Source organism: Brevundimonas sp. CURTG3B2_SDJG (assembly GCF_057364705.1).
Window position 1 is genome coordinate 1 of sequence record NZ_JBNFOJ010000064.1, and the last position, 12345, is coordinate 12345.

At 69.0% G+C, this 12345-nt stretch carries 11 protein-coding genes and 4 pseudogenes; 5 read left to right on the forward strand and 10 right to left on the reverse strand.

Annotated elements, in window-relative coordinates:
* A pseudogene (locus AC2W7C_RS06230) lies at positions 1-714 on the forward strand (divergent polysaccharide deacetylase family protein); the annotation flags it as partial.
* A gap of 33 nt (positions 715-747) precedes the next feature.
* Positions 748-1227 (forward strand): RNA pyrophosphohydrolase, encoded by a 480-nt coding sequence (locus AC2W7C_RS06235; RefSeq protein ID WP_486000667.1) that lies wholly within the window; start codon positions 748-750, stop codon positions 1225-1227.
* A 298-nt stretch (positions 1228-1525) separates the two neighbouring features.
* Here the strand turns inward: AC2W7C_RS06235 and AC2W7C_RS06240 are convergent, their stop codons facing one another.
* From AC2W7C_RS06240 to AC2W7C_RS06275, 8 genes and pseudogenes are all read right to left on the reverse strand, one after another.
* Positions 1526-1771: a DUF1272 domain-containing protein gene (locus AC2W7C_RS06240; RefSeq protein ID WP_486000668.1), complete on the reverse strand. Its 246-nt coding sequence runs from the start codon at positions 1769-1771 to the stop codon at positions 1526-1528.
* 51 nt (positions 1772-1822) lie between these two features.
* Positions 1823-2152: a DMT family transporter gene (locus AC2W7C_RS06245; protein ID WP_486000669.1), complete on the reverse strand. Its 330-nt coding sequence runs from the start codon at positions 2150-2152 to the stop codon at positions 1823-1825.
* A 120-nt stretch (positions 2153-2272) separates the two neighbouring features.
* Positions 2273-2848, reverse strand: coding sequence for a hypothetical protein (locus AC2W7C_RS06250; protein ID WP_486000670.1), 576 nt, complete (start codon positions 2846-2848; stop codon positions 2273-2275).
* Between the two features lie 227 nt (positions 2849-3075).
* Entirely contained in the window at positions 3076-3345 is a 270-nt protein-coding gene (locus AC2W7C_RS06255; RefSeq protein ID WP_486000671.1) for an ATP synthase F1 subunit epsilon, read from the reverse strand.
* Positions 3346-3348: 3 nt separating this feature from the next.
* Positions 3349-4899: pseudogene (gene atpD, locus AC2W7C_RS06260) on the reverse strand (F0F1 ATP synthase subunit beta).
* 46 nt (positions 4900-4945) lie between these two features.
* Positions 4946-5824, reverse strand: a complete 879-nt coding sequence (locus tag AC2W7C_RS06265; RefSeq protein WP_486000672.1) for a F0F1 ATP synthase subunit gamma — start codon at positions 5822-5824, stop codon at positions 4946-4948.
* Between the two features lie 34 nt (positions 5825-5858).
* Positions 5859-7391 (reverse strand): F0F1 ATP synthase subunit alpha, encoded by a 1533-nt coding sequence (atpA, locus tag AC2W7C_RS06270; protein ID WP_486000673.1) that lies wholly within the window; start codon positions 7389-7391, stop codon positions 5859-5861.
* 69 nt (positions 7392-7460) lie between these two features.
* Positions 7461-8015: a F0F1 ATP synthase subunit delta gene (locus AC2W7C_RS06275; RefSeq protein ID WP_486000674.1), complete on the reverse strand. Its 555-nt coding sequence runs from the start codon at positions 8013-8015 to the stop codon at positions 7461-7463.
* Positions 8016-8277: 262 nt separating this feature from the next.
* On the opposite strand from AC2W7C_RS06275, the gene AC2W7C_RS06280 reads away from it, so the two are divergent.
* Positions 8278-9141: an endonuclease/exonuclease/phosphatase family protein gene (locus AC2W7C_RS06280; protein WP_486000675.1), complete on the forward strand. Its 864-nt coding sequence runs from the start codon at positions 8278-8280 to the stop codon at positions 9139-9141.
* Between the two features lie 27 nt (positions 9142-9168).
* On the opposite strand, the gene AC2W7C_RS06285 is transcribed toward AC2W7C_RS06280, so the two are convergent.
* Positions 9169-10107 carry a DUF808 domain-containing protein gene (locus AC2W7C_RS06285; protein WP_486000676.1) on the reverse strand — a complete coding sequence of 313 codons (939 nt, stop codon included), beginning with the start codon at positions 10105-10107 and terminating at the stop codon, positions 9169-9171.
* Positions 10108-10254: 147 nt separating this feature from the next.
* On the opposite strand from AC2W7C_RS06285, the gene AC2W7C_RS06290 reads away from it, so the two are divergent.
* Positions 10255-11079: a TerC family protein gene (locus AC2W7C_RS06290; protein ID WP_486000677.1), complete on the forward strand. Its 825-nt coding sequence runs from the start codon at positions 10255-10257 to the stop codon at positions 11077-11079.
* A 2-nt stretch (positions 11080-11081) separates the two neighbouring features.
* Positions 11082-11869 (forward strand): annotated as a pseudogene (locus AC2W7C_RS06295) (glutaminyl-peptide cyclotransferase).
* A 45-nt stretch (positions 11870-11914) separates the two neighbouring features.
* Here the strand turns inward: AC2W7C_RS06295 and AC2W7C_RS06300 are convergent.
* A pseudogene (locus tag AC2W7C_RS06300) lies at positions 11915-12345 on the reverse strand (primosomal protein N'); the annotation flags it as partial.

Sequence of the window (12345 nt, forward strand, 5' to 3'; positions counted from 1 at the left end):
CGCCGGACGGCCGCGTCCCGGGCCCAGGCCTACGCCCGCCCGTTCGTGGCCAACGGCCGACCCAGGATCGCCCTGGTGGTCGGCGGCCTGGGCCTGAACGCCGTCACCACCCGCGCCGCCATCGAGCGGCTGCCGGCCGAGGTCACCCTCAGCTTCGTCCCGTACGCCGAAGGGCTGCAGGGTTGGATCGACCTGGCTCGCGCCCAGGGCCATGAGGTGATGATCGAGATTCCGATGGAGCCGACCGGCTACCCCCAGACGGACCCGGGCCCCTACACCCTCCTGGCCTCGGCCGAGCCGGCAGACGTCCAGGCCAAGATGAACTGGCTGCTGGGGCGCGCGACCGGCTATTTCGCCGTGACCAACTACCTCGGCGACCGGTTCGCCGCCTCGGACGCCGGCATGACCGCCTTCATGACCGTCCTGCGCCAGCGCGGCGTCGCCTTCGTCGACGACGGCTCCATGAGCCGCCGACCGGGAGCCTGGGCCCGCGCCAGCGCCAACCGGATCATCGACGAAGAGCAGTCGCCCGCCGCCATCGTCGGCCAGCTGAACGCCCTGGAGGCGCTCGCCAAGGCCCGCGGCTCGGCCATGGGATCGGGCTTCAGCTATCCGGTCACGGTCGAGGCCGTCGCCCGCTGGACCGCCGGCCTGGAGGCGCGCGGCCTGCAGTTGGCCCCGGCGAGCGCGATGACGCAGCGGCCCGGACGCTAGACCGCCTCGGGCCTCGGTCGTAAGGGGAACGGCATGGCCGAACCCGATCTCTCGCTCCACCGCCCGAACGTCGGCGTGGTCCTGTTCCACCCGGACGGACGCGTCTGGTACGGCCGCAGGGCGGGCACGCCGGGGCCCCACAACTGGCAGTTTCCTCAGGGCGGCGTCGACGACGGCGAAGACTACGAAGCCGCCGCGCGCCGCGAGCTGGCCGAAGAGACGGGCGTGGTCTCCGTGGAACTGCTGGCGGAGATCCAGCAATGGATCGCCTATGACTTCCCCGCCGGCTACGGCGGATCCAAACAGGCCCGGGGCTGGAAAGGCCAGAAACAGAAGTGGTTCGCCTTCCGCTTCACCGGCGACGAATCCGAGATCGACCTTGAGCGGCACGCCGAGATCGAGTTCGACGCCTGGCGTTGGGGAGGCCTGGACGAGGCGCCGAGCCTTATCGTGCCGTTCAAGCGCGCCGCCTACGAACAGGTGACCGCGGCGTTCGCCGCGCTGGTCATCTGACCGCTCCGAAGACGGACGAAGTCGTCCGGCGGAGGAAGATCCGGCGAACCGCAGTCTGCAACCTTTTCCGCCGATCGGGTTTCAGACGGTGCGCAAACCGTTGCTGGGGCGTGGCGACCGGTACGGGGACACCCGATGCTCAAGACGATTCGAAGGCGGCTGTGCAGCCACACCTTCTCCTGGTCGGAACGGCGGGGCGGAGACGTGTGCGTGAAATGCGGTCAGTTCCGACCCGAGACGACCGCCTTCCGGGAGACCGGGAACGGGCGATCGCTCTGACCTTCCTGACGCGGCGAGCCTAGGCCGCCCGGCAGCCTTGCGGTTTCAGCACCCGCGTCGTCGAGGCCGGATACCGGGTCATCAGGCGCGCCGGACGGATCGGGCGGGGGACGAACCCGCCGCCGCAGTTCGGGCAGACGCCTGCGAGCGTCCCATCCGCGCAGTCGACGCAGAAGGTGCACTCGAAGGTGCAGATGCGGGCGTCAGGGCTGTCGAACGGCAGGTCGCGATCGCAGCATTCGCAGTTGGGCCGGAGCTCGAGCATGCAGGGCCTCCTTTTGGCGACCCTACCGCGCCGCTCCGGCCAGGGACAGCCTCAGTGTGACGCTCCGCCAGGCGCCAGGCGGAAGATGACCAGGCCCGCCAGAACCAGCAGGGCGGCCAGGACCCGTAGCGGGCTGAGGTGCTCGCCCAGGAAGACCACCCCGACGATGAAGGCGCCCACCGCGCCGATGCCCGTCCAGACGACGTAGGCCGTGCCCATCGGCAGGTGCTTCATCGCCAGGGACAGCAGGGCGAAGCTGACGACCATGAAACCGAGCGTGGCCAGGCTAGGCCACAGCTTCGAAAAGCCGTCCGACTGCTTCATGAAATAGGCCCACACGATTTCGAGCAGACCGGCGACGAGAAGATAGGCCCAGGCCATGGTTCGGCCCTCCTTGCAAAGGGCCGGGCCGTCCCGGGCTTGACCCGGGCCGGCATCGGCGCGCGGGGCGAGGACGTGGCCTCGTCTTGCGTCGTCTATCTAGGGCGCCGAGGCGGGCGGTCAAGGCTCCAGGGGCGGACAGAACGACGGACGAGCGGCCTGGGCGCGGAAGACGTTCATCACCAGGACCGGCCCTCGCCCGGAGGTCCGCTTCAGCAGGCCGACCACCAGGGTGCGTTCCGCCTCGGGCGAGCACCAGGCGGTGTTCTCGGCCTGGCCGTCGCGGGCGGACATGACCCGGCCCGGCGCGAAGACGCCTCGCGCGCGGATCATCTCGACGGCGGCGGCGTAGAGGTCCTCGGCGTTCCCCTCCCCCAGCGAGGCGGAGCACCCTCCGTTGGGCAGCGCAATGACATAGATCGTATGCCACGAACCCAGCCGCCAGGCCGCGATCGCCTGGGACGAGCCTGTCGAACGCGGCGGAACGGAGAGCATATACCGCGCCTCGGCCAGGTCCCCGATCGGCCGTCCTTCGATGATCGCCGGCAAGCAGACCTCGTCGAGCACCACCTTGAGCGCCGCGGTCGGCGAGGTCAGCGAGGCCCAGGGCGGCGACCCGTCTCCCCGCCTCTCCTGGGCGCTCGCGCCCGAGGCCAGAACCAGGCCGCAGGCGGCGATGGCGATGGTGGATTTCATGTTTCGCTCCCTCCCGACCCGGTCATCATGGCCTTCCGTCACGACAATCTCTAGGACCTTCGCTCCGGCGCATGCACCGTCAGGACCACGATCTCCGCAGACTCCGGCCAAGAAAAATCCGGCGGCCGCGAAGCAGCCGCCGGAGCACAAGGATGCGGACGATCGGGCCGGCTATCGCGCCGATCCAGGCCAGGGCCAGAACGGCGTCCGGCCCCGCCATCGCCGGATCAGGCCGCGACGATTTCCACGGCCTGTTCGGCCAGGATGGTCAGGCCGGCCGGGGTGACGTCGGCGAAGCCGCCGTGGACGTCGAACTGACGGCGCGAGCCGCCGTCGATGACCGTCACCACGCCTTCGCGCAGGGCGGTCATGAACGGCGCGTGATCCGCAAGGACGCCGAAGTCGCCCTCGGCGCCCGGAGCGTCGACCTGGTCCACGAGGCCCGAGAAGACCTCGCGTTCCGGCGACACCAGCGAGAAGCTGAGCTTGCCGGCCATGGCTCAGGCGGCCTCGGCCAGCTTCTGGGCCTTCTCGACGGCTTCCTCGATGGCGCCGACCATGTAGAAGGCCGCTTCCGGCAGGTGGTCGTATTCACCGGCCACGATGCCCTTGAACGAGCGGATCGTGTCTTCCAGCGAGACGAACTTGCCCGGCGAGTTGGTGAACTGCTCGGCCACGAAGAACGGCTGCGACAGGAAGCGCTGGATCTTGCGGGCGCGCGACACGATCAGCTTGTCGTCTTCCGACAGCTCGTCCATGCCCAGGATGGCGATGATGTCCTTCAGGGCCTTGTACTGCTGCAGCACTTCCTGGACCGAACGGGCGACGCGGTAGTGCTCCTCGCCGATGACCAGCGGGTCCATGATCCGCGAGGTCGAGTCCAGCGGGTCCACGGCCGGGAAGATGGCCTGGGCGGCGATGTCGCGCGACAGAACGGTGGTGGCGTCCAGGTGGGCGAACGAGGCGGCGGGCGCCGGGTCGGTCAGGTCGTCGGCGGGGACGTAGATGGCCTGGACCGAGGTGATCGAGCCCTTCTTGGTCGAGGTGATGCGCTCCTGCAGGTTGCCCATCTCGGTGGCCAGGGTGGGCTGATAGCCCACGGCCGACGGGATGCGGCCCAGCAGCGCGGACACTTCCGAGCCGGCCTGGGTGAAGCGGAAGATGTTGTCGACGAACAGCAGCACGTCCTTGCCTTCCTCGTCGCGGAAGTACTCGGCCTGGGCCAGGCCGGTCAGGGCGACGCGGGCGCGGGCGCCGGGCGGCTCGTTCATCTGGCCGTAGACCAGGGCGCATTTGGAGCCTTCGGTCGAGCCGCCGTTCTTGGTCGGGTCCACGTTCACGTTGGACTCGATCATCTCGTGATACAGGTCGTTGCCTTCGCGGGTGCGTTCGCCCACGCCGGCAAGGACCGAATAACCGCCGTACGCCTTGGCGATGTTGTTGATCAGTTCCTGCATGGTCACGGTCTTGCCCACGCCGCGCCGCCGAACAGGCCGATCTTGCCGCCCTTGGTGTAGGGGCACATCAGGTCGATGACCTTGATGCCCGTGACCAGGATTTCCGACGAGGTCGACTGCTCTTCGAACGAAGGCGCCTCGCGGTGGATCGGGCGGTACATCGTGGTCTTGATCGGGCCCTGCTCGTCGATCGCGCGCCGACGACGTCATGATGCGGCCGAGCGTGCCCGGGCCGACCGGGGCCAGGATCGAGTTCCCCGTATCGATCACCGGCTGGCCGCGCGTCAGGCCTTCCGAGGTGTCCATGGCGATGGTGCGGACCATGTTCTCGCCGAGGTGCTGGGCGACCTCCAGCACCAGGGTGAAGGGCTCGCCCGTCTTCTGGTCGACGTTCTGGGTCTCCAGGGCCGACAGGATGGCCGGCAGGTGGCCGTCGAACTCGACGTCGACGACGGCGCCGATCACCTGGGCGATGCGGCCGGTCGCAACGCCGGCCGAGGCCTTCGGCGCGACGGCGGTCTTCTTGGCGGCCGGGGCCTTCGGAGCGGCGGGCTTCCGGGCGGCGGGTTTCTTCGGGGCGGCGGTGTCGGTCATCGGTTCGTTCCGTTCGGAAAGTCGTGTCTTGTGTGTTCGGGTCGGATCAGAGCGCTTCCGCGCCGGCGATGATCTCGATCAGTTCGGTGGTGATCTGGGCCTGGCGCTTGCGGTTGTACTGCAGGGTCAGGCTGTTGATCAGGTCGCCCGCGTTGCGGGTGGCGTTGTCCATGGCGCCCATCTGAGCCCCGAAGAAGCTGGCCTGGTTTTCGTACAGGGCGGCCAGGATCTGGGTGGTGATGTTGCGCGGCAGCAGGGTCTCGAGGATTTCCTCTTCCGAGGGCTCGTAGTCGTAGACCGCGCCGTTCAGGTTGATCGGCTCGGCGCCGGCGTCGACCTGGGCCGGGATCAGCTGCTTGGGCGTCGGCACCTGCGAGATGACCGACTGGAAGCGGCTGAAGAACAGGGTCACGACGTCGGCGTGGCCGGCTTCGAACTCGTCGGCGATCAGCTGGGCGATCGGCTCGGCCGCGGGCAGGCCCACGACCTTGTGGTCGCTCATCTCGAACGTCTTCACCAGCTTGTCGCCGTACAGACGGGCCAGGCCGTCGCGGACCTTGCGGCCCACGGCGACGATCCGGACATCCTTGCCCTGGGCGACCAGTTCGTTGATCCGCTCCTTGGCCGCGCGGATGACGTTGGTGTTGAAGCCGCCCGCCAGGCCCTTGTCGCCGGTGGCGACGACGACCAGGTGCTTCTGGTCGCGGCCCGTGCCGGCCAGCAGCTTGGGCGCGCCGTCGCCGGACACGCCGGCGGCCAGGTTAGCGATGACCGCGGCCATCTTCCGGGCGTACGGGCGGGCGCTTTCGGCCTGATCCTGGGCGCGCTTCAGCTTGGCCGCGGCGACCATGTTCAGGGCCTTCGTGATCTTCTGCGTGGACTTCACGCTTCCGATCCGATTGCGCATTTCCTTGAGGCTGGCCATCCGGGCTGCTCTTCCTAGTCCCTAAACGGTCAGATCAGGCGAAGGTCTTGGTGAAGGTTTCCAGGACGCCCTTCAGCTCGGTCTCGAGCTCCGGGGTCAGGTCCTTCTTGGTGCGGATGCCTTCCAGCAGGCCCGGGTTCGACGACTTGATGCGGGCCAGGAGCTCCGATTCGAAGCGGCCGATGTCCGACACCGCCACGCCGTCCAGGTAGCCGCGGGTGCCGGCGTAGACCGACACGACCTGCTCTTCCATGGTCAGCGGGCTGTACTGGGGCTGCTTCAGCAGCTCGGTCAGACGGGCGCCGCGGGCCAGCAGCTTCTGGGTGGAGGCGTCCAGGTCCGAGCCGAACTTCGCGAAGGCGGCCATTTCACGGTACTGGGCCAGCTCGCCCTTGATGGTGCCGGCCACCTTCTTCATCGCCTTGGTCTGGGCCGAGGAGCCCACGCGCGACACCGAGATGCCGACGTTCACGGCCGGGCGGATGCCCTGGTAGAACAGGTCGGATTCCAGGAAGATCTGGCCGTCGGTGATCGAGATCACGTTGGTCGGGATGTAGGCCGACACGTCGTTGGCCTGGGTCTCGATCAGCGGCAGGGCGGTCAGCGAGCCCGAACCGTAGTCCGAGTTCAGCTTGGCCGAACGCTCCAGCAGGCGGCTGTGCAGGTAGAAGACGTCGCCCGGATAGGCTTCGCGGCCCGGCGGGCGGCGCAGCAGCAGCGACATCTGGCGGTAGGCCACGGCCTGCTTGGACAGGTCGTCATAGACGATCAGGCCGTGCATGCCGTTGTCGCGGAAGAACTCGCCCATGGCGGTGCCGGCGAACGGGGCCAGGAACTGCAGCGGGGCCGGCTCCGAGGCGGTGGCGGCGACCACGATGGTGTAGTCCAGCGCGCCCGACTCCTCGAGGGTCTTCACGATCTGGGCGACGGTCGAGCGCTTCTGACCGATGGCGACGTAGATGCAGTACAGCTTGGCGGACTCGTCGTCCGTGGCGTTGACCGACTTCTGGTTCAGGATGGTGTCGATGGCGACGGCGGTCTTGCCGACCTGACGGTCGCCGATGATCAGCTCGCGCTGGCCGCGGCCGACGGGGATCAGGGTGTCGATCGCCTTCAGGCCGGTCTGCATCGGCTCGTGCACCGACTTGCGGGGGATGATGCCCGGCGCCTTCACGTCGACGCGGCGGCGCTCGGTGAACTGGATCGGGCCCTTGCCGTCGATCGGCTCGCCCAGCGGGTTGACCACCCGGCCCAGCAGACCCTTGCCGACCGGCACGTCCACGATCTCGCCCAGACGGCGAACTTCATCGCCTTCCGAGATGGCGGCGTCCGCGCCGAAGATCACGGCGCCGACGTTGTCGCGCTCCAGGTTCAGGGCCATGCCCTTCACGCCGGCCTTGGGGAATTCGATCATCTCGCCGGCCTGGACGTTGTCCAGACCGTGGATGCGGGCGATGCCGTCGCCGACCGACAACACCTGGCCGACGTCCGAGACGTCCGCCTCCACGCCGAAGTTGGCGATCTGCGACTTGAGGATGGCCGAGATTTCGGCGGCGCGGATGTCCATTTGGATCTCTCTGTCTTCGTCTTCTGGGCGGGCCGTCAGGCGCGCTGCATTCGTGTTGTCGGCTCGCGCTTACGCGCGCTTGAGGGCGAACTTCATCTGGTCGAGCTTGGTCTTCAGCGAGGCGTCGAACAGCTTCGAGCCCACCTTGACCTTCAGGCCGCCCAGGATCGTCGGATCGACGCGGGCGGTCAGTTCGGGATCCTTGCCCAGCGAGTCGCGGAGCGTGGTCTGGATCGTCTTCAGCTGGGCGGCGGTCAGCGCCTGGGCGGTCACCACCTCGGCGGCGACGACGCCGGTCTTCCTGGCGTACAGGGCTTCGAAGCCCGCGATCACGGCCGTCAGGTCGCCCGCGCGACCGTTCTGGCCCAGCAGGCCGAGGAAATTCCTGGTCACGCCGTTGAACTTCGCCTTGTCGGCGATGGCCACGAGGCCCTTTTGTTGATCTTCAGCCTTGATCACCGGCGACGTCGCCAGGCGACGCAGGTCCGCGCTTTCGGTCCAGGCGGCGCGCAGCGACTTCAAATCGGCGCGCACGGCGTCCAGGGCGCCGGTCTCGTCTGCCAGGTCGAACAGCGCCTGTGCATAGCGCTCGCCGACTTCCGTCGTTCTGAATTCGTCAGCCACTTACAAGGTCCGCGCGGTTAGCGTTCGGTTGAGCGACCGGCGGCGAATGCTCGCGCCCGTCAAAAGACTGAAATGCTTGAAGAAAGCACGCCGGGGACGCGCCTTACGACGCGCCCTCCGGCTCAGCCGGGCGCCTGATAGCATCGGAACCCCCGAACCGCAACCGAGGCGGCCCGTCGCACCGTAACGCGATTTGAGGTCTCGACCGCCGGACGCCTTCGGCGGAATGATCCCTCGTTCCCAGCCCCGGAGGCGGCCCGTCATGATCCACGCCCGACCGCTCGCCCTTCTCGCCGCCTGCGCCGTTCTGGCCGCCGCCCACGCCGCGGGCGCCGGAGAGCCCGGCGTCACCCGGGTGATGAGCTACAACATCCGCTTCGACGGGGCCTCCGACAATCCGCCGTGGCGCGAGCGCAGCCCGCACATGGCGCGCCAGATCGCTTTCTTCGACCCCGACCTGCTGGGCCTGCAGGAAGCGCTGCCGCACCAGGTCGGCTATCTGGCGGCGCAGCTGCCGGCCTATGACCACTACGGCGTCGGCCGGGACGACGGGGCCGGCGCGGGCGAGACCACGACCCTGTTCTGGCGGCGCGACCGCTACGAACGGCTGAGCGTCGAGACCCAGTGGTGCTCGCCCACGCCGGATCGCCCGTCCAAGGGCTGGGACGCCGCCCTGCCCCGCACGATCACCCGGGTGGTGCTGCGCGATCGGCGCGACGGCCGCGTGCTGGACGTGCGCAACACCCATTTCGACCACATCGGGGTCCGGGCGCGCGAGGAATGCGCGACCCAGGCCGCCGGCCTGGAGGCCGCGATGGTCGACGGCGAGGCGGCCCAGGTCGTCCTGATGGGCGACTTCAACACTGGCCCGCAGACCGAGGCCTACCGCCGCATCGTCGCCGCGGGCCTGCGCGACGCCCGCGCGATCAGTCCGGTGGACTTCGGCCCGGCCGGCACCTTCAACGGCTTCGACATCGCCAAGGACAACGACGGCGTCGCCATCGACCACGTCTTCGTCGGGCCGGGCCTGTCGGTCGAGCGGTTCGCCGTGCCGACCGACTCCTTCGGCGGCCGGGTGATCTCGGACCATTTCCCGATCGTCGCGGACCTGATCGCGGGATACTGAGGCGCGGCCCGAACGGTCGGCGGAACCTCAGTGAGCGCGCCTGCGCGGGATCAGGTGCAGCAGCGCCACGATCACGCCGCCGACCAGCAGGCCCACGACCGCCGAGGCGGCGGCCGTGGCCAGCCACTGCGTCACGGGCCCGATGAACGGAACCCGTCCGGCCACGCGCCCCGCGCCCTCGACCAGGCCCGGCACGGCGTCGAGATGGAACTCGTGCAGGCCGTGAACGAGAATTCCTCCGCCCACCCACAGCATGGCCGCGGTGCCGATCCAGGCCAGGCCGGTCAGCACCATCGGCATGGCTCGGACCAGGCCTCGGCCCAGCGCCCGCGTCGACGCCGCGCCGCGCTCGGCCAGATGCAGGCCGATGTCGTCCATCTTCACGATCAACGCCACGGCCCCGTAGACTCCCGCCGTGATCAGCAGGCCGACCAGGGCCAGGGCCGCCGCCTGGGTCGCCAGCGGGCGCTCGGCCAGATCGGCCAGGGCGATGGCCGTGATCTCGGCCGAGAGGATCAGGTCGGTCCGGATGGCCGACCCGACCATCTTCTTTTCCTGCTCGTCCGAGGCCAGGGCCAGTTCGTCGGCCGCCGTCTCGCCGCCGTCGTGCCCCGCCAGCTTCTCCCAGAGCTTCTCGGCCGCCTCGAAGCAGAGGTAGGCGCCGCCGGCCATCAGCAGCGGCGTCAGGGCCCAGGGCGCGAAGGCGCTGATCAGGAGGGCCCCGGGCAGCAGGATCAGGAACTTGTTCTTCAACGACCCCAGGGCGATCTTGCCGATGATCGGCAACTCGCGCTGGGGCGAGAAGCCCATGGCGTAGCCGGGCGTCACGGCGGCGTCGTCGACCACCACCCCCGCCGCCTTCATGCTGGCGCGGCTGGCGGCGGCGGACACGTCGTCGACCGAGGCCGCGGCCATCTTGGCGATGGTGGCGACGTCGTCGAGAAGGGCGGCAAGGCCTGAGGGCACGGGTCACCTTGAGAAGGAGTGTGGTCCGCCTTGGCTAGGCGAGCCCGCGGGCGCGGTCCAGAGGGCGCGACGGGCGCGGCGCCCTGACGCGCCCTCCTAGGGTGAAATAATCTGGCGCGACCACGGCTGCTGGCCTATCCCCGATCCATGACCGAAATCACCGCGCTCCTGTCCGACCCCGCCGCCTGGGCGGCCCTGATCACCCTGGTGGTCATGGAAGTCGTGCTGGGCATCGACAACCTGATCTTCATCTCGATCCTGTCGAACAAGCTGCCGCCCGAGCACCGCCAACAAACCCGCCGCATCGGCATCGGCCTGGCCCTGATCATGCGCCTGGGCCTGCTGGCCACCATCGGCTGGATCATCGGCCTGACCAAGCCGGTCTTCGACCTGGGCCTGGCCGGCGCGGGGTGGGAGACCTCGTTCAGCTGGCGCGACCTGATCCTGATCGCCGGCGGCCTGTTCCTGGTCTGGAAGGCGACCAAGGAGATTCACCACGCGGTGGACACCACGCCCAGCACCGATCTGCTGGAGAAGGACAAGAAGGACCTGGTCATCTCCAACGTCGGCTCGGCGATCTTCCAGATCATCCTGCTGGACCTGGTCTTCTCGATCGATTCCATCCTGACCGCGGTCGGCATGACCGATCACGTGCCGATCATGATGGTCGCCGTGGTCATCGCCGTGCTGTGCATGCTGCTGGCCGCCGACCCCCTGGCCAACTTCATCGAGAAGAACCCGACCGTGGTCATGCTGGCCCTGGGCTTCCTGCTGATGATCGGCATGGTGCTGATCGCCGACGGCTTCGGCGTGCACGTGCCCAAGGGCTACATCTACGCCGCCATGGCCTTCTCGGCCCTGATCGAAGGGTTGAACATGCTGGGACGCGCGGCGTCGGCGAGGAAGGCCCAGGCCGAGCAGGCGCGGCAGGACGCGCTGAACAGGGCCGAGACCGCCGAGCCCGGCGTCTGACCATGCGGGCCGCGGCGTTCGCCCTGGCGCTGTTGCTGGCTCCCGCCGCGGCGGTCGCCCAGACCGCTTCTCCCGCGCCGGTCTCGTCTCCGGTTCCGGTCTACGGTTTCGAGGTCGTGCGCGCCTGGCCGCACGATCCGACGGCCTTCACCCAGGGGCTGGTCTGGCACGACGGCGGCTTCATCGAGAGCACGGGCCGCTATCCGTCCACCGTCCGCCAGGTCCGGCTCGAGGACGGCGCGGTCCTGCGCAGCCGCGTGCTGGACACCGCCTACTTCGGCGAAGGCCTGACCGAGATCGGCGGCCGGGTGCTCAGCCTGACGTGGCGCAACGGCAAGGGCTTCATCTGGAACGCCCGCGATCTGCGCCCGCAAGCCGAATTCGCCTATTCCGGCGAGGGCTGGGGGCTGACCGACGACGCGCGCGCCTGATCATGTCCGACGGCACCGACGAACTCCGCTTCTTGGATCCCGCCACCCTCGCCGAGACCGGCCGGGTCCCGGTGACGCTGAACGGCCAGCCGCTTCGCCAGATCAACGAGCTGGAGTGGATCGACGGCGAGGTCTTCGCCAACGTCTGGCGCACCGACGCCATCGTGCGCATCGACCCGGCGACGGGACAGGTCGTCGGCGTCGTCGACCTGACCGGCCTGCTCCCCGACCGAGCCGGCATGGACCGTAACGACGACGTCCTGAACGGCATCGCCTGGGATCCGGATGGGCGGCGCCTGTTCGTCACCGGCAAGAACTGGCCGAACGTCTTCGAAATCCGGCTGACTGGACCGAGATAGGGGTCTCCCTCCCCTCCTGGGGAGGGAGACTGCGTCGCCGGCGCCCTACAGAAAATTATACGGATCGACATCCACGTTCAGGCGCACGGAGGCCGGAATCTTCACCCGGCCCAGCCAGACCCGCAGGAAGCCTTGCAGGTCCACGTCCCGGTCCGCCCGCACCAGAAGACGCTTGCGGCGCCGCCCCCGGACGAGGGCCAGGGGGGCGTCGGCGGGGCCATAGACCTCCAGCCGTTCGGCGTTGGGAATCGCCTCGGCCAGATCCCGCGCCGTCTTCTCCACCGCCTGGGCGTTCTCGCTGGACAGGATCAGCGCCGCCAGCCGGCCGTAGGGCGGCAAGGAGGCGGCCTCGCGCTCGGCCATCTCGGCCTCGACGAAGGCGTCCCGGTCGCCGGCCGCCAAGGCCTGCAGGACCGGATGCTCGGGCGTCCAGGTCTGCAGGATCGCCCGTCCCGGCCGGTCCGCCCGGCCGGCCC